The sequence below is a fragment of the Kitasatospora sp. NPDC096077 genome (genome assembly GCF_040303245.1).
Taxonomy (GTDB): domain Bacteria; phylum Actinomycetota; class Actinomycetes; order Streptomycetales; family Streptomycetaceae; genus Kitasatospora.
On record NZ_JBEOSV010000055.1, the window covers coordinates 22777 to 39638 of the forward strand.

Sequence of the window (16862 nt, forward strand, 5' to 3'; positions counted from 1 at the left end):
GTGGAACCGCAGGATCGCGGAATCGCGGAATCAGCGCCCGGCCCCCGCCGCCGGGCGCTCCCGTTCGTCCTGCCGCCGTCGGCCCCGGACGGCGCGGCGCAGCCCGGGCAGCCGGGAGAGCCGCTCCCGGCTGACCAGCGCGGCCCGGTCCAGCTCCTCCATCAGCCGCCGGGTGCGGTGCTCCAGGTCCAGCTCGTCCAGGATCCGGTCGACCTCGGCCAGCATCGAGCCGTGCAGCTGCCAGGCCTCCGGGTGCTCCTGGACCTTCCGCAGCAGCACCTGCGCCACGTTGTCCCGGCAGGTCCAGGCGGCCGCGAGCTCGGCGGTCAGCCGCTCCTCGGCCTCCTCGGCGCTGCGGCTCACCTGGGTGGTGACCAGCACCGCGAAGCTGACCATCGCCCCGCCGACGTGCGCCAGCAGCTCCTCCAGCCCGACCGCGACCTCGGCCGGGAACAGCCGCTCGCCGTCCCCGCGCCGCTTGGCCAGGTCGGTCAGCGAGCGGGCCAGCACCCGGATCACCACCACGCAGATCTCCAGGGTGTCCAGCCCGGTGCGCAGTACCAGCCGGGAGAGCAGCCCCTCGGTGATCCTCGGGTTGAACCGCAGGCTGTCCTCGGCCTGGCGCAGCGCGGCGTCCACGTCCGCGATCGCCTGGTCCAGCCGGCGGGCCTCGTGCAGCCGCTCGGCGGCCCGGGCCACGGGGGTGGGGCGGCCCAGCTGTTCGGAGAGGTCCAGCAGCAGCTGGCGGGCCCGCCGGGCGAGGTCCTCGATCGACTCCCCGGCGGTGTCCACCCAGACCGGCGGGGCGAAGAGCAGGTTGAACAGCAGGCCGACGGCGGCGCCGATCAGGGTCTCCAGCACCCGGTCCCAGGCCTGGGAGGCCAGCTTGGTGACGCCCAGGATCAGCATCGCGCTGATCGCGACCTCCTGGACGAACTCCTCCACCCGGACGAACCGGCCGATGACCAGCGAGGCCAGGATGATCAGCCCGAGGCTCCACCAGGAGAGCCCGACCACGGCGCTGAATCCGATCGCGATCAGCACCCCGACCACCACCGAGACCACCCGGCGAACGCTGGTCTTGAGCGTTGAGAAGACGGTGACCTGCACCACCAGCAGCGCGGTGAGCGGCGCCGTCAGCGGGGCGGGCTCGGTGCTCAGCCGGGTGGCCACCGCGTACGACAGGGTGGCGGCCACGGTGGCCCGCAGCGTCTGGACGGCGAACGGGTCCCGGGCGGCGCGGCGGAGCAGGCTCGTCAGGGACTCCGGGAGAAGGGGCATGACGGCCTTCTTTCCCCGAAGCCGCCACCGACACCGCCGGGCACGGCCGGGACTAGCCCGTCCGGCGCTCGGTCCGACAGACCCCTTAGGCCTCGCGGTTGAAGCGCAGCTTCCAGGGCGCGAGCGCGGACTCCACCTGCACCCCGATGCTCATCTTCGAGGCGCCCTCGATCCGCTCCTCGAAGCGGATCGGAACCTCCCGGATGGTCAGCCCGCGCTGGATCACCCGGTAGTTCATCTCGACCTGGAACGAGTAGCCGTTGCTCTGCACGGTCGGCAGGTCGATGGCCCGCAGGGTGGTGGCCCGCCAGGCCTTGAAGCCGGCGGTGGCGTCCCGGACGCCCAGGCCGAGGATCGTGTTGACGTAGAAGTTGGCCCAGGCGGACAGCGCCTTGCGGTGCCAGGGCCACTCCTCGGCGGTCGAGCCGCCGGGCACGTAGCGGGAGCCGAGCACCACGGCGGTGTCGCCGGCCAGCAGGGCGGCCAGCATCGCGGGTATCGCGGAGGCCGGGTGGGAGAGGTCGGCGTCCATCTGGATCACCACGTCCGCGTCCTCGTCCAGCGCCCGGGCCATGCCGGCCAGGTAGGCGCGGCCGAGGCCGTCCTTCTCGGTGCGGTGCAGCACGCCGACGGTGCCCGCGGAGTCGGCGGCGAGCTTGTCGGCGAGCTCGCCGGTGCCGTCGGGGGAGTTGTCGTCGACCACCAGCAGGTGCAGGTTCGGGACCGCCAGCTCCGCGAGGAGCCCGGCGAGGACCGGAAGGTTCTCCCGCTCGTTGTACGTGGGGACGACGACAACGACCTTCGGGGAGGCCTCGACCATGTTCTGTTTCCCTCGTGCCCTCGCCGGCCGGCACCAATGCCGCACCGGTCGGTTGTCCTGGACGACCTGCGCTGCTGTCAGACCGTGCGAGTGTAGCGGGATCAACGGCCCGCTCCCGCCCCGGACCGGCCCGGAAACCGGTTCGACCGCGATGGACCGTTACGCCGTGCCGTAGACCGCGGCCAGGTTGTCCCGGGCGGGGTGGGTGCGCCCGGCCGGACCGGCGGCGAAGACGCGCAGCACGTTCTCGGTGACCCTGCGGACCACGTCCCCGGCACGGGAGTCGATGCCGTGGTCGGCCTTGCCGCCGCCCGGGCCGTGGGCGTCCAGGGTCTCCACCCAGCGCATCGTCCCGGAGGCGAACACCCCGGCGCCGCTCGGCACGGTGTGGTACGCGGTGTCGGAGTGCGAGGGCCGGCCCTCGCAGACCACCGGGGAGTGGGCGATCACCTCGATCGGGCGCGGGGTGGGGAAGGCGGTGTCCACCCGGTCGTACTCGACTCCGACCAGGTGGGGGAAGGAGGCCCCGGCCGCCAGGCCCGTCCCCTCGAAGGCCCAGTGGTCCGGCGAGGTGACCACGTACGGGGCGTCCACCGGGTAGCCGTCGTAGATCACCCCGAGCATCGAGCTCTCCGGGTCGGCGCCCGGACCGGCCCGGAAGTCGGTGGTCGCGGGGGAGCCCGTCTGGCGGCCCGGGTCCTGGGCCCAGGCGTCCTTGTAGCAGACCACCGTGCGGTCCGGGCCGAGCTCGGTGGGCTCGAAGCGGACCCGGCGGAAGCAGCAGTTGGCACCCAGGATCGCCAGGTTCGTCCCGGCGTCGCGGGCCGCTGTGACATGGGCGCGCTGTTCGGGGGACCAGTACTCGTCGTGGCCGAGGGACAGCACGGCGCTCGCGCCGCGCAGCAGGCCCGGCTCCCGTGCGACGTCGATCCCGGTGGTGTAGGCGAGCGGCAGCCCGAGCCGCTCGGCCAGGGCGACCAGCGGCGCCTCGTAGACGAGGAACAGTCCGGCGCCGTGGTCGTAGTCGTAGGGCCGGTCGAAGACCACCTGCAGCGAGCGGGTGGCCAGGCCGCCGGTCGGGCCGTTGTAGAGGCTGTAGCCGCCCCACTCGTTGTAGGCCTGCCAGGTCGCCGGGGCGCTCATGACCACGGTCCGGCCGGCGGTGCTCGCGGAGCGGACGGTGAGCGGGACGTAGCTGCGGCCGGTGCCGTCCTCGGCGTCCAGGCGCAGCAGGTAGGCGCCCTCGGGCCAGCCGGGGGTCTCCACGGTGAGGGTGCGCGGCCAGCCGGTCAGCACGGTGCGGGTGGTGCGGTCCACCTGCGGGGCGGCCTGCTTGCCGCCGGGCACGTGCTCGCGGCGCCAGACCAGCCGGGCCCGGGCGCCGCCGTACCAGCCCATCCGGTAGGCGGAGACGGTGAAGGCCGCGGCGGCGGTGGAGACGTGCAGGCCGAAGGACTCGCCGGGCAGCACGCTGACCCGGTCGGCGAAGCCCTCGACGGCGCCGGGCGCGCCGGGGTCGGTGATCTCCCAGTCCGGGTTGCCGGGCCGGGACCGCTCGTCCGGGGCGTCGTCCTTCGGGTCGGCCCGCTGGGCGGGGGTGGGCGCGGTGCTGGCGGGGGTGCCCTGGGGGTCGGGCCCGGGTTGCGGGACGGTGCCCGGGTGCCGGGTTCCGCAGGAGGTGACGGCGGCCGCCACCAGGCCCAGGCCCAGGATCCTCCGCCGACTCGGTTCGGCCACCGCTGCCTCCCTGCTGTCCGTTGCCCTGTCGTCGGTCGTCGCCGACCCCCGGGGTGGTGTCAACACCGGCGGTCAATGCGCGCGGACATCTATACCCCGTTCGGGTAGGCCTGGCGCACCGCCGCGCCGGATCCGGCGCGCCCGCCCGGCCGCCGGCGGCCACCCGGGAGGGCCGTACGGGCGCACCCCGGCGTGTTGGCCCGCACGGTTGCCCGGCGGCCCGGGCCCGGTCACCTAGCCTGACCAGGCCCGCCGTCCGGCGGCCTTGGGGGTCCGGAACCGTGCGGCGGCGGGCCGAAGTCGTGGACAGGGGTGTACGTGGTCTCGTCGGGTTCGGCCGAAGCGGGAACGGCTGCTTCGACCCGGGGTGCGAGGTTCCGGGCCTGGATGCTCGAAGGCCTGTCGGACATGGCCAAGCAGCACCCCGGCCCGCACGCGGAGGCGCCGGCCGAGAAGGGCGCGCACTGGTTCCGGGTCATGTGCCTGACCGGCCTCGACTACTTCTCCACCCTCGGCTACCAGCCGGGCATCGCGGCGCTCGCGGCCGGTCTGCTGTCGCCGATCGCCACCATCGTGCTGGTCCTGGTCACCCTGTTCGGCGCGCTGCCGGTGTACCGCCGGGTGGCCGTGGAGAGCCCGCACGGCCAGGGCTCGATCGCGATGCTGGAGCGGCTGCTGTCGTTCTGGCAGGGCAAGCTCTTCGTGCTGACCCTGCTCGGCTTCGCCGCCACCGACTTCATGATCACCATCACCCTGTCGGCCGCCGACGCGACCGCGCACCTGATCGAGAACCCGCACCTGCACAGCACCCTGTCCGGCAAGCAGGTGATGCTCACCCTGATCCTGGTGGCGCTGCTCGGCGCGGTCTTCCTCAAGGGCTTCAGCGAGGCGATCGGCCTGGCCGTCGTCCTGGTCCTGGTCTACCTGGCACTCAACGTCGTGGTGGTGGCCAACGGCATCTGGCACGTCCTCAAGGAGCCGCACGTCTTCGGCGACTGGACCGACGGGCTCACCGCCGAGCACGGCAACGGCTTCGCGATGATCGGCGTGGCGCTGATCGTCTTCCCGAAGCTGGCGCTCGGCCTCTCCGGCTTCGAGACCGGCGTCGCCGTGATGCCGCACATCGAGGGCGACCCGGACGACACCGAGGAGAAGCCCACCGGCCGGATCCGCGGCGCCCGGCGCCTGCTCACCACCGCCGCCGTGATCATGAGCGTCTTCCTGATCGCCACCAGCCTGATCACCACCCTGTTGATCCCCAAGGCCGCCTTCCAGAACGGCGGCCAGGCCAACGGGCGGGCGCTCGCCTACCTCGCCCACGAGAACCTGGGCAGCGCCTTCGGCAGCATCTACGACCTGTCGACCATCGCCATCCTCTGGTTCGCCGGAGCCTCCGCGATGGCGGGACTGCTCAACCTGATGCCCCGCTACCTGCCCCGCTACGGGATGGCCCCGCACTGGGCCCGGGCGGTGCGGCCGACGGTGATCGTGCTGACCCTGATCGCCTTCCTGGTCACCTGGGTCTTCGACGCCAACGTCGACGCCCAGGGCGGTGCCTACGCCACCGGCGTGCTGGTGCTGATCAGCTCCGCCGCGGTCGCCGTCACCATCGCCGCCCGCAAGGCCCGGGAACGGCGCTGGACCACCACCTTCGCGGTGATCTCCGCGGTGTTCCTCTACACCACGGCCGTGAACATCGCCGAGCGCCCGGACGGCGTCAAGATCGGCGCGTGCTTCATCGCGGGCATCATGCTGGTCTCCTTCCTCTCCCGGCTCAAGCGCGCCTTCGAACTGCGGGTCACCGACGTGGTCCTGGACGACGTCGCCGAGCGCTTCGTCCGGGACTACATGCACCGTCCGCTGCGGCTGATCGCCAACGAGCCGAACAGCCGGGACATCGCCGAGTACCGGGACAAGCTCCGCCAGATCCGCAAGGACAACGACATCCCGGCCGAGGACGACCTGGTCTTCGTCGAGGTGACGGTGCTCGACCCGTCCGAGTTCGAGTCGGAGCTGACCGTGCACGGTGAGGTGCTGCACGACCGCTACCGGGTGCTGTCGCTGCACAGTTCCAGCGTGCCCAACGCGCTGGCCGCCCTGCTGCTGCGGGTGCGCGACCTCACCGGGCAGCAGCCGCACATCTACTTCGAGTGGACCGAGGGCAACCCGTTCGCCCAGTTCCTGCGGTTCTTCCTGTTCGGGCAGGGCGAGATCGCGCCGGTCACCCGGGAGGTGCTCCGCGAGGCGGAGCCCGACCGCAGCCGGCGGCCCGCGGTGCACGTGGGCTGAGTCCGAACCGGCCCGCCGGCGCCGGCCGTTCGGTCCGGCGCCGGCGATGCGGCCGGGCGCCCGCTCAGCGGGACGCGCGGTTCTTGCTCCAGGCGGGCGAGACGATCGCCACCAGGGCGACGGCGAAGCCGAGTTGGAGGATGTGACGGATCCAGTCGATGCCGGAGGTGTGGCGGACGCCGATCCAACCGGAGACGGCATTGCCCAGCCAGGCCCCGGCAGCGCCCAGCAGCATGGTCAGCCACCAGGGGATCGACTGCGGTCCGCGCAGGATCAGCTTGGCGAGCACACCGAGCACGAAGCCGATGAGCAGAATCCACAGGAGCTGGAACATCGCGGTCCACCTTCCCGGCGCCGCCGGAGTGACCGGCGCGCCGACTCGCCGAAGACGCGGTTCGTCCCATGATCACCCGCTTCGGCCGAACGGGCACCTCGGGGCGCAACCCCGCAGGTGAGCGGCCCGGGGCGGGGCCGGCCGGAGAGCGGTCCGGGGTGCGGTCGGGGGTGCGGTCCGGTGCGGGGTCCGGGGCGCGGACGGTCGCGAACCCGCCGTCGGTGGGGCCGGAAACGCACTGTTCAGCGGGTCGTTCATGCCAGTGGGAATGTCTTTCGACAGGCCTGATCCGATCGGGCCTCAGAGCGTCCGGACGTCCGCGACGGCCTGGCGGACGTCCGGGTGCGGATCCCCGGCGAGGCCGTCCAGCAGGTCGGCGACACCCGGTGTGGACCAGCCCTGGACGGCCCAGACCAGCTCCCGGCGGACGTCCGGGTCGGGGTGGGCGGCCAGCCGGCCGAGGCGGTCCAGCGGGCCGCGGCGGCGCAGGCCGAGCCAGTGCAGGGCGTCCCGCAGGGTGGCAGGGTCCCCGGGGTCGCCCGCCGCCTCGATCCGGGCGAGCAGGACGGACACGGGCGGCGGCGGGCCGTCCAGCGGGTGCGGATGGCGCTCGCGCAGCCGCCGGCTGCCGTACTCGCCGCGGATCCGGCAGCCGAGGCAGGTGCAGGGTCTGGTCCCGTGGGCGTTCGGCAGGTAGCGCCAGCCCGCGACCTGGGGCACCGCGCGGATCCGGTGCACCTCGCCGGCGGCCACCGCGCGCGGCAGGACCACCTCCCAGCCGCGCGGGTCCGGCAGAGCGGCGATCCGGGCGACCGCCTCGGCGGCGGTCAGCCACCGCTGGGCGTCCTTGGCGCGGTCCCGGTAGTGCCCGCCCAGCACCTGCTGGGCGTCGTCCAGCCGGACGTGCACGGCGGCCAGCGACCCCTTCGGCCCGAACCGGGCCAGCTCGCGCAGCCACTGGTGGGTGAGGGTGTACGAGGGCAGCACGGGGAAGCAGTACACCCCGCGCACGCCGCCCTGGCCCCGGCTGTCGGCCCGGATCCCGGCGCGCCGGATCCGCGGCGTGTTCGCCGCCGACGTCAGGTGCACGAACATCGCCATGGGGCGGATGGTAGTGCTCCGTCCGGCTCCGGTTCGACGGCTTTTCGGCGGCCCCCGGCTACGGGTGACCGGTGCGACGGCTGATCAGGACGGCCAGGCCGTCCAGGATCCGGTCCAGGCCGAAGTCCAGCGCCCGGTCGTGTCCGCCGGGCTCGGCCATCGCGGCGGCCACGGCGGGGTAGCGGTCGGCGTGCCGGTGCACCACGGTGCCGAGGGCGGCGAGGAACTCGGCCTCGGGGGAGCCGTCCGGCCCGGCCGCGCGGGCCTGTTCGGCGATGGTGCGCACGTGTCCGGCGAGCAGCACGGCGGCGTCCATCCGCTCGGCGCCGCTCAGGCCGTGGCCGTCGAGCGCGGCCACCACCCGCTCCAGCCAGGCGAGTTCCCGCGGGCCGGGCACCCGGGGGCCGAGGGTGGCGTCCAGCAGCCACGGGTGTCGGATGAAGGAAGCGGCCAAGTGCTGGGCCCAGGCGGTGAGTTGCTCCCGCCAGTCGAGTCCTTCGGTGGTCGCGGGGGGTTCGGCGAGGGCCGACTCGACCATCAGCGCGACCAGTTCGGCCTTGCCGGGGACGTAGCGGTAGAGCGACATCTTGGTGTGGTCGAGCAGCCCGGCCACCTTCTGCATGGAGACCGCGGCCAGGCTCTCCGCGTCCGCCACCTCGACGCCCGCGGCGGCGATCCGCTCCAGGCTGAGGCTCGGCTTCGGGCCGCGGGTCGGGCGGGTGGGCCCGTCCCAGAGCAGCCGCACCGTGTCGTCCGCAGCCTGGCCCATCGTCCGCTCCCGTTCCGAGTCGCCTGCCGGTGGTCGCCCGCCGGGGGTTGCCGCATCCATCAACTGTGTCTACCGTACACAGCAATGAACAGTGTCCGGTGGACACAGTTTTCCGATCTCCGATGGAGGGGGTTTCCATGAGCGCTTCCGTGCGTACCAGGGTGCTGATCTCGGGCGCGAGCATCGCCGGCCCGGCGCTGGCCCACTGGCTGGGCCGGTACGGCTTCGAGGTCACCGTCGTCGAGCTCGCCCCGGCGCTGCGCGGCGGCGGGCAGAACGTCGACTTCCGCGGGCCCACCCACCTCACCGTGCTGGAACGGATGGGCGTGCTGGAGGAACTGCGCGCCCTCGACACCGGTGGCAGCCCGATCACCTTCGTCGACCAGGACGGGCGCCGACTGCTGCACCTGCCCGCCGACTTCGCCGGCGGCGAGCTGGAGATCCCGCGCGGGGAGCTGGCCCGACTGCTGCACCGGCACAGCGAGTCCCGCGCCGAGTACGTCTTCGGCGACTCGGTCGACGCCCTGGAGCAGACGCCGAGCGGCGTGCGGGTCGCCTTCCGGCACGGTGCACCGCGCGAGTTCGACCTGGTGATCGGCGCCGACGGGCTGCACTCCACGGTGCGACGGCTCGCCTTCGGCCCCGAGCAGCGGTACGTCCGCCACCTCGGCTACTACGCGGCCACCTGGCAGCTGCCCAACGACGACGGGCTGCCGACCGACGGGACGGCCCTGAACGTCCCCGGCCGACTGATGTCCGTCGGCGCCGACCACCGCGACCCGACCAGGGCGGGCGCCTTCTGCCTCTTCGCCTCTCCCGAACTGCGCTACGACCGGCACGACCCCGGGCAGCAGAAGGCGCTGGTCCGGCAGGCCTTCGCCGGCCTCGGCTGGCGGGTGCCGGACCTGCTGCGGAGTCTGGACGCCGTGCCCGAGCTGTACTTCGACTCGATCAGCCGCGCCGACGTGCCCAGCTGGTCCACCGGCCGGATCGCCCTGCTCGGCGACGCCGCCTGCGGCGCCACCATCGGCGGGATGGGCACCGGGACGGCGGTGGTCGCGGCGTACGTCCTCGCGGGCGAGCTGGCGCTGGCCGACGGCGACCACCGGGCGGCCTTCGCCCGGTACGAGGGGCTGCTGCGCGGCTACGCCCGGGGCTGCCAGAAGGGCGGCGACCGCACCGGGCCGTTCCTGGCGCCGCGCACCCGCGCCGGGCTGCGGCTGCGCGACGGGCTGCTCAACCGGCGGTGGGTGCTGGACCGGATGCTGGCGCTGGGCAAGCAGGTGTCCAGCGTCGAACTGCCGGACTACCGGGCGCTGCTCAGTGCGGTGGGGTGATCCGGTTGCCGTTGTCGAGCACCGCCTCGACCTGGACGGTGGACCGGGCGGGCCGCTCCACCGCGAGGGTGCGGTCCGGGGTCGGGCGGTCGGCGGACCAGTCCGGGCCCTTGGCGGTGAGCCGGGCGACCCGGCGGCTGCCCGCCGCGAGCAGGTAGTCGGGGCCCTGCGGGGAGTGCCACCAGGTCCAGGCCACGGTGTCCTGCTCGAACCGGCTGCACGCGCGGCCCGGGCCGCCACCGGTGCGCTGCGGGCCCCGGGCGGTCGGCAGCAGGACGGCGGTGGCCGCGCTGCCCTCGCCCGTCCAGCGGTCGGCGCGCAGGCAGAACCAGGCGGCCGAGCCCGCGTTCTGCGGCAGCGGCTGCACCGCGAAGGCCCACAGGTTCAGCTGTTTGACGCCCGGGGTGCCGTCCGGCACCGCGCAGCCGGCCCGGGCCCAGGCCTGGAGGGCGTCCGGGCCGGTCGCCTCGTGCGGTTCGCGGGCGGGCTGGTTGCGGTCCGGGGGCGGGGTGTAGGTGAGGTGGGCCGGGAGCAGACCGCCCAGATCGGCGAGGACGAAGGCGTGCTTCTCGGCGATCACCGGGGAGGAGTGCAGCTGCAGCACGGTGGCGCCCCGGCAGTCCGCGAGCCCGCCGCCCGGGGTGGCCGGGGTGATCCCGTCGGGGTGGTCCAGCGGACGGGCGGCCGTGTCGGGCTGGTCGATCCGGCGGGTCTCGGCGGTCTCCACCCAGGGCGCCAGCAGGTAGCGGACCGCAGTGCCCTGGCGGCCGAGCACCACCGCGCCCGCCGTGGTCGGGCCCGAGGAGTCGGCCCGGGCGAGGTCCAGTCCGCCACCGCTCCCGTCGGTGTACCGGGCGATCCGGCGGCCGTCGTAGAGCACCGCCACGCCGGTGCCGTCCAGCGTCCCGGCGAACAGCAGCTGCGGCGGGGTCGCGGGCGGGGCGGAGTCGGTGCCCGGTTCGGCGTGGGTCCGCGGGCCCGGCTGGGCCCAGGCGGCCAGGGCGCGGCCGAGCAGCGCACCGTCCTCGCGCCGGTCGCCGCGGGCGGGCCAGGCGGTGAAGTCGATCCGCGCCGTGTGCTCCCAGGCGTCCGGTGCCACCCGGACCAGTCGGGCCGGGTCGGCGGGGTCGGCCGGGGCGTCCGCGGACCGTTCGGCCGGCCGCGGGACGGTGCCCACCGGACCGGAACCGCCGCCCAGCACCGCCGCGGTGGTGGTCAGTCCGAGCAGCCCGACCGCCAGCGCGGCGGTCAGCGTGCGGCGGCGGCGCAGCAGGTCGGTGGGCTGCACCCGGACCGCGCACGGGTCGAAGGCGGACAGCTCGGGATCCGGTCCGGCCGGGACCTCGGCCGCCGCCGCGACCGCCTCGGCCGGCCGGGCCACCCCGGCCTCCCGCAGCACCTGCTCCGCCCCGGGACCGTCCAGTCCCTCCACCTCGCGCAGCGCGAAGGCCGCCCGGGCCGGGGCGTCCAGACCGGCGAGCGCGTGGTCCAGCGCCGCGTCCTGCTCGCCGCCGTGCGGGGTGAACAGCCGCAGGCCCCAGACCCGGGGCGCCAGCAGCCGTGCGGCCGGGTGCGGCCGCAGGGCGGCGCGCAGCACCCGCAGGCGCAGTGCGGCGTAGCCGGGGTCGGTGGTGGCGCTCCCGTCGGCCTGGCCGGTCCGGTCGACCAGGCCTGTCCGGTCGGCCTCGGGGCCGGAGGGCCGGTCGGCGCGGGTCCAGCGGAACGGCAGGGCGCGCTGGACCGCGGCGTGGGCGGCGAGGACCCGGCTGTGCCGGTCCCGGTCGGCGGGCAGGGCCAGGTAGGCCAGCCGGACCAGCCTGCGGTAGTGGCGCACCAGCGTGGCCTCCGCCTCCGCCACCGGGTGCGCCGTCGGTGCCGCGCCCGCCGTCCGTCCTGCCAACGGGCCCTCCCGGTGCCTGCGTGCTGTCGTGGTGGACGGTCCAACGAGTCGATCATGTGATGGTTGCGCCGTCCGGGGGAGCGGGCGCGTGGCGGGGGGCGCGGCGCCGTCGGTCCGCTCCAGCCCGCTCCGGTCCGACGGGAGGCCCCGGTCCTCGCGGGCGGCCCGGGCGTCGGAGGAGTGTTCGCAGGTCAGGGCCTTTGGTCCCACCCGTTCGGCCCCTTGGCCCCTGGCGGTTCGTCCGGCCGGAGGCCATCCTGCGGGTACCGGCCGGGACGATCCGCGCCCGATCGGACCAGCATCGTTGGACGAGGTGAACCGGCGTGCGGCATGCCACCGTCGAAACTGTGATGACCACTCCCGTGGTCCGGATCGCGCCCGAGACCGGCTTCCGGGAGATCGTCGCGCTGCTGACCGAGTACGACATCACCGGAGTGCCGGTGGTGGACCCGGAGGGGCGCCCGCTCGGCCTGGTGTCGGAGGCGGACCTGCTGCGCACGCTGGCCGCCCAGGAGGACCCGGGCAGTCTGCTCCCGGCGCCGGAGTCCGCGCAGGCCGGGCCGGGCGGCGAGGTCACGGCGGCGGACCTGATGACCGCCCAGCCGGTGTGCACCACGCCCGACAGCAGCGTGGTCGCGGCGGCCCGGCTGATGAGCCGGCACGGGCTGAAGCGGCTGCCGGTGCTGGACGAGGAGGGGCGGGTGATCGGCATGGTGAGCCGGGGCGACCTGCTGCGGGTGTTCCTGCGCGAGGACCGGATCATCCGGCGGGAGATCGTCGAGGAGGTGCTCGGCCGGATCGACGGGGTGAGCCCGGCGGAGATCGGGGTGGAGGTCGACCAGGGCCGGGTGGTGCTCAGCGGCACCGTGCCCGAGGCGCACCTGGTGCCGATCGTGCTCAACCTGTGCCGCTCGGTGGACGGGGTGGTCTCGGTGACCGACCGGCTCCGGGCCGGGGACGCCACCTCCCCGGTCGGCTGAGCGGGGGCAGCACGGAACCGCGGACGCGAGCAGCCCGATCGGGAACCTGTGCACGGCTTCTCCGCTCGCGTCCGCTCCCGCTCAGCAGGTCCTGTCCGGGTGGTCATGGGTGATGGCGCAGATCATCGCCGCGGCCCGGCCGTTGTGCGGGTACCTGCGTCCGAGCTCCTCCTTGAACTCCTTCCACTGGCGCTCGATGTCCTTGACGGCGAGGTCGTGGGCGTGGTCGAAGTTGTGGTCGACGCTCGAACGCGGGCTGTCCTTGGTGTCCTTGTTCAGCACCCTGTCGTGGGTGACGCGGTTCGCGCAGTCGGAGACCCTCCCGCCGTGGTCGCGGTCCGGGTAGCAGCCGGTCGCCAGGTCGTGCGGGATGTGGCCGGTGGCGTCCTTGACCCAGTCCGCGCGGCTCATGCCGCTGTAGCGGCTGATGGAGAAGAACGCGGGCAGGTCGGTCCGGCCGAGCCCGGGCGGGTTCTTGACGCCGACGGCCCCCGGGCCGGCCCGGTCGACCCAGTTGCTGTGGGCGTAGAAGTCCTCGATCTGGTGCCAGCCGCGGCCCAGGTCCTCCAGCACCTCGCACTTGGCCCGTCCCGGGCGGTCGTTCCACGTGCAGGCCGGGGAGATGGCGGTCTGGGCGCCGACCACGTGCCCGTTCGCGTCGACCAGCCGGTCCGCGGCGGCGACGGCCCGCTTGACGTGGTCGATCGAGCTCCCGACGCAGTCGATGATCTCGGCGTCGGCCTGCGCGCGGGTGCGGGGGTAGTGGCCGTCGTACCGCGGGTCCAGGTAGTCGGCGTTGTCGCAGTGGAGTTCGCCGATGCCGAAGTACTCGCCGTGGTCGTTGGCGACGATCGCGCCCGTGCTGCCGTCCGCCATCGCCGTCAGCGAGGCGGGGTGCCAGCCCCCGGCCCCCAGGGCGGCCCGGGTGATCTGCTCGTGGTTCCCCCCGCTGAAGGCCTGGGCCGGCGTCGCGGTGGCGAGGACGGAACACAGCAGGGTGAGGCAGGCGGCGCCGGGAGCGAGCAGGCGCTGCCGGCGGGACGCGGAGGTGCGGCTCATGAGGTCTCCGGAGGGTGTGCGGTGGGCAGCCCCGGCGGGCGGGCGACGGGGCGCGGCATTCCATCCGTCCGCGCGCAGGCCAGGGCGAGGTGTTCTGACGGATCGTCAGTACACCTGCGGTTCGTACGCTAGTCGTCGCGCCCGCCGCCCGAAAGGCCGCCCCCTGTGCCGCTGTTCACGCCGTCCTGGGTGCCGCCGGTCCGCCGCGGTGGTGCGGGTCGCGGGAACCCCTTCGCATACTGCGGAGCGTATCGGGTAACTCACTCTGTGTGCCCGGTGGTTCGGACTGCCGGGGCCCCGGAGCATTGCGGAGGCGGCCGTGGCAGTCGTGTTCGACGCGGACTTCACTTCGACCAGGCAGTGGATCGCCGGGCGCAGCAGTGCGTACCCGCGGATGGGACCGACCAACCGGAGCGACCACAAGCTCGACTACCTGAGCCACGACTACTGCCCCGGCGGGGTGTTCAGCGCGGTGCGGCGGCGCACCGGCGGGCTCTGGACGTGCAACCTGCTGACCACCGAGGGCAGTCCGGAGGGCTTCCAGGTGCGGACCGGGGACGCGGTGTCGGCCCAGGTCACGCTGCCCGTCGAGCCGGGCGCCTGGCCGGCGATCTGGACCTGGCGGGACGGCGGCAACGAGGTGGACCTCTTCGAGTACCACCCCGACAACCCGGACCTGCTGGAGATCTCCAACCACGTGCGGGGCGGCTTCCGTTACTGGCACGGCGGCGCCGCCGGGATCGGCCTGGGCGCGAGCTTCGCCCTGCGGGTGGTGCTCGGCGCGCACTCGGTGGACTGGTACGTCGAGGACGAGCTGGTCTACGCGGACCTGCACGGGGTCGGGCCCGGCTGGCACGCCTACCTGATCGTCAACCTGTCGGTGGCGGACGGGACGTACCACGACCGGCCGGCCTTCGACGGGCCGGACCGGCTGAGCTGGGTCTGCGACAGTCTGACGGTCGAGCGCTGACCCGACCGGCCCGGCTTCGGTCGGGTTCAGTCCGACCGCAGGGTGTGCAGGGCTTCGAAGGTGCGACGGGGCCGGGCTACGGCGCGTACGCGGCGGTGATCGGGCCGCCCCGGCCGGAGCGCTGGAACCAGACCGTCCGGCGGTGCGGTCCGATGTGGGCGGGGTCGGTGACGTACAGGTCGTCGTGCGGGGCGCGTTCGTTGCCGGGGGCCAGGGCGGCGTCCACGGCCCGGTCGGCGAGGGTGCGCAGCAGCGCGGCGGCGGTGGCCTCGGCGGCGCTGGGGGCGATGGCGAGGGCGGCCAGTTCGGCCCAGAGGGCGGTGGACACGTAGGCGATCGGGGAGTGGCCGAGGGCTGGCACCGGGCGTCCGTCGGGGTGGCGGTGGAGCAGTCCGGCCGCGACGAGCTGCTCGGGGGAGCGGTGGTCGTCGGGCTGGTGGTGGCTCATGGGCCGAAACGCTACCCCGGCCGGCGGGGCCGGATTCGCAGGAACGTTTTCTCAGTCATTCTTCACGGCCCTCCACGGCCCTCCGGCCGGTCACGGGCGCACGATGGTGATAAGGCGCTGACCTCGGCGGGCCCGACGGGCCGGAGGAGGAGGACCTGATGAGGTACTGGCATGGGCACGGCTACGGGCCCGGTCACGGACCGGGTGGCTGGGGCCTCGCGGTGATGGCGATCGTCTCGCTGCTCGTGGTGGTGGTGCTGGTGCTCCTGGCCATCGCCCTGTTCCGGTACATCTCCCGTTCGCGGCGGCCGATCCCGCACACCCCCGGTGCCGCGGGCGTCGCGGGCGCCGGGCTGGGCGGGACGCACGGGTGGGGGCACGGGCCGACCCCGGAGCAGGTGCTCGCGGACCGGTTCGCGCGGGGCGAGATCGACGCGGCGGAGTACCGGCACCGGCTGGAGACGCTGCGCTCGCCGGGCGGTGGGCCGGGAGGCGATTCGAGTGAGCCGGGTGGCGGGCCGGGCGGTGGCTGACCGGGGCTGACCGGGGGAGACGGGTGGGGCCCGCCGCACGTGGGGTGCGGCGGGCCCCGTCGTTCTGGCCTATTCGACGATCAGCTCGACCGGGATGTTGCCCCGGGTGGCGCGGGAGTACGGGCAGACCTCGTGCGCCTGCTTGACCAGCAGCTCGCCGGTCTCGCCCGCGAGCGAGTCGGGCAGCTCGACGCGCAGCACGACGGCCAGGCCGAAGCCGGCGCCGTCCTTGCCGATGGAGACCTCGGCGGTCACCGAGGCCTCGCCGGTGTCCACCTTGGCCTGCCGGCCGACCAGGCCGAGGGCGCTGGCGAAGCAGGCGGCGTAACCGGCCGCGAACAGCTGCTCGGGGTTGGTGCCCTGGCCGCTGCCACCGAGCGCGGGCGGCATCGCCAGGGGGAGGTCCAGTCGGCCGTCCGAGCTGACGGCGCGGCCCTCGCGGCCGTTGGCGGTGGCGGCGGCGGTGTAGATCGCGTCCATGGTGGGTCCCTTCGTGAGGCGCGGTCCGTGGTGCGGACCTGGAGCGCGCGGAGGCGGGCGAAGTCGCGGTGGGTCGGCGGCTGCCGCGCCCTTCCGGGTGGTCCGGCTGCCGACCGCTCCATAAGTAGAGCACGCCATTCAATTGCGCACAACTCAATCGCGTGACTTCGATCGGTACCATGGGGTCATGACCACGCCCCCCGGCATGGCGGACGAGCAACTGCTCCGCCTGGACCAGCAGATCTGCTTCTCGCTCAACGCCGCCGCGCGCTCCTTCGGCGGCGTCTACCGGGTCCTGCTCCGGGACCTCGGGCTCACCTATCCGCAGTACCTGGTGATGCTGGTGCTCTGGGAGGACGGCGACCTGCCCGTCAAGCGGATCGGCGAGCGGCTGCGCCTCGACTCCGGCACCCTCTCCCCGCTGCTCAAGCGGCTGGAGGCGGCCGGGCTGGTGCGCCGCGAGCGCAGCCCGGAGGACGAGCGCTCGGTCACCGTCAGCCTCACCGCCGAGGGGTCGGCGCTGCGCGCGCGGGCCGGGCAGGTGCCGCGCCGACTGCTCGCGGCCACCGGGCTGCCGGTCGAGGACCTCGCCGCGCTCCGGGTGCTGCTGGAGCGGGTCACCGGCGCGCTGGACTCGGCGCAGGTGGAACCGGCGCCGTAGGGCCGCCGGTTCCCGCGGAGTGGGCGCCGTAGGGCCGCCGGTTCCCGCGGGGTGGGGGGGGGGGGGGGGGGGGGCCCCCCCCCGCGCCCTGTTTTTGTTGGTGTTGAGGTATTTGCGGGGGGGGGGGGGCGGGGTTGGGGAGGTGCGTGGGGGCGGGGTGTGG

16 protein-coding genes are annotated in these 16862 nt (G+C 74.4%); 6 read left to right on the forward strand and 10 right to left on the reverse strand.

The window, feature by feature from the left end:
- Positions 1-30 precede the first annotated feature (30 nt).
- From ABTZ03_RS32795 to ABTZ03_RS32805, 3 genes are all read right to left on the reverse strand, one after another.
- Positions 31-1281 (reverse strand): FUSC family protein, encoded by a 1251-nt coding sequence (locus tag ABTZ03_RS32795; protein WP_350516784.1) that lies wholly within the window; start codon positions 1279-1281, stop codon positions 31-33.
- Positions 1282-1366: 85 nt separating this feature from the next.
- Complete coding sequence (locus ABTZ03_RS32800; protein ID WP_350516785.1) at positions 1367-2101, reverse strand: polyprenol monophosphomannose synthase; 735 nt, start codon at positions 2099-2101, stop codon at positions 1367-1369.
- A gap of 159 nt (positions 2102-2260) precedes the next feature.
- Positions 2261-3838, reverse strand: coding sequence for a N,N-dimethylformamidase beta subunit family domain-containing protein (locus ABTZ03_RS32805; protein ID WP_350516786.1), 1578 nt, complete (start codon positions 3836-3838; stop codon positions 2261-2263).
- Positions 3839-4225: 387 nt separating this feature from the next.
- On the opposite strand from ABTZ03_RS32805, the gene ABTZ03_RS32810 reads away from it, so the two are divergent.
- Positions 4226-6127 carry an APC family permease gene (locus tag ABTZ03_RS32810; protein WP_350516787.1) on the forward strand — a complete coding sequence of 634 codons (1902 nt, stop codon included), beginning with the start codon at positions 4226-4228 and terminating at the stop codon, positions 6125-6127.
- Between the two features lie 64 nt (positions 6128-6191).
- Here ABTZ03_RS32810 and ABTZ03_RS32815 read toward each other — a convergent pair whose 3' ends face one another.
- From ABTZ03_RS32815 to ABTZ03_RS32825, 3 genes are all read right to left on the reverse strand, one after another.
- Positions 6192-6461, reverse strand: coding sequence for a GlsB/YeaQ/YmgE family stress response membrane protein (locus ABTZ03_RS32815; RefSeq protein WP_350516788.1), 270 nt, complete (start codon positions 6459-6461; stop codon positions 6192-6194).
- A gap of 300 nt (positions 6462-6761) precedes the next feature.
- A complete protein-coding gene (locus ABTZ03_RS32820) occupies positions 6762-7562 on the reverse strand; it encodes a HEAT repeat domain-containing protein (protein ID WP_350516789.1) in 801 nt (266 codons plus the stop codon).
- A gap of 58 nt (positions 7563-7620) precedes the next feature.
- Positions 7621-8331: a TetR/AcrR family transcriptional regulator gene (locus ABTZ03_RS32825; RefSeq protein ID WP_350516790.1), complete on the reverse strand. Its 711-nt coding sequence runs from the start codon at positions 8329-8331 to the stop codon at positions 7621-7623.
- 137 nt (positions 8332-8468) lie between these two features.
- On the opposite strand from ABTZ03_RS32825, the gene ABTZ03_RS32830 reads away from it, so the two are divergent.
- Positions 8469-9668, forward strand: coding sequence for an FAD-dependent monooxygenase (locus ABTZ03_RS32830; RefSeq protein ID WP_350516791.1), 1200 nt, complete (start codon positions 8469-8471; stop codon positions 9666-9668).
- Here the strand turns inward: ABTZ03_RS32830 and ABTZ03_RS32835 are convergent.
- Complete coding sequence (locus ABTZ03_RS32835) at positions 9652-11568, reverse strand: hypothetical protein (protein ID WP_350516792.1); 1917 nt, start codon at positions 11566-11568, stop codon at positions 9652-9654. The two genes, ABTZ03_RS32830 and ABTZ03_RS32835, sit on opposite strands and share 17 nt — an antisense overlap.
- Positions 11569-11918: 350 nt before the next feature.
- Between ABTZ03_RS32835 and ABTZ03_RS32840 the strand changes: the two genes are divergently transcribed.
- Positions 11919-12548 (forward strand): CBS domain-containing protein, encoded by a 630-nt coding sequence (locus tag ABTZ03_RS32840; RefSeq protein ID WP_350516793.1) that lies wholly within the window; start codon positions 11919-11921, stop codon positions 12546-12548.
- Between the two features lie 81 nt (positions 12549-12629).
- On the opposite strand, the gene ABTZ03_RS32845 is transcribed toward ABTZ03_RS32840, so the two are convergent.
- Entirely contained in the window at positions 12630-13607 is a 978-nt protein-coding gene (locus ABTZ03_RS32845) for a hypothetical protein (protein WP_350516794.1), read from the reverse strand.
- Positions 13608-13926: 319 nt separating this feature from the next.
- Between ABTZ03_RS32845 and ABTZ03_RS32850 the strand changes: the two genes are divergently transcribed.
- Positions 13927-14577, forward strand: a complete 651-nt coding sequence (locus ABTZ03_RS32850; protein ID WP_350516795.1) for a LamG domain-containing protein — start codon at positions 13927-13929, stop codon at positions 14575-14577.
- Positions 14578-14653: 76 nt separating this feature from the next.
- Here ABTZ03_RS32850 and ABTZ03_RS32855 read toward each other — a convergent pair whose 3' ends face one another.
- Entirely contained in the window at positions 14654-15025 is a 372-nt protein-coding gene (locus tag ABTZ03_RS32855; protein WP_350516796.1) for a hypothetical protein, read from the reverse strand.
- 158 nt (positions 15026-15183) lie between these two features.
- Between ABTZ03_RS32855 and ABTZ03_RS32860 the strand changes: the two genes are divergently transcribed.
- Positions 15184-15558 carry an SHOCT domain-containing protein gene (locus ABTZ03_RS32860; protein WP_350516797.1) on the forward strand — a complete coding sequence of 125 codons (375 nt, stop codon included), beginning with the start codon at positions 15184-15186 and terminating at the stop codon, positions 15556-15558.
- A gap of 69 nt (positions 15559-15627) precedes the next feature.
- Here ABTZ03_RS32860 and ABTZ03_RS32865 read toward each other — a convergent pair whose 3' ends face one another.
- Complete coding sequence (locus ABTZ03_RS32865) at positions 15628-16038, reverse strand: organic hydroperoxide resistance protein (RefSeq protein WP_350516798.1); 411 nt, start codon at positions 16036-16038, stop codon at positions 15628-15630.
- A gap of 187 nt (positions 16039-16225) precedes the next feature.
- Here ABTZ03_RS32865 and ABTZ03_RS32870 point away from each other — a divergent pair, with 187 nt between their 5' ends.
- The gene (locus tag ABTZ03_RS32870) at positions 16226-16699 is read left to right on the forward strand and encodes a MarR family winged helix-turn-helix transcriptional regulator (RefSeq protein ID WP_350516799.1); all 474 of its coding nucleotides are present in this window, start codon (positions 16226-16228) and stop codon (positions 16697-16699) included.
- The last annotated feature ends 163 nt before the right edge of the window (positions 16700-16862 follow it).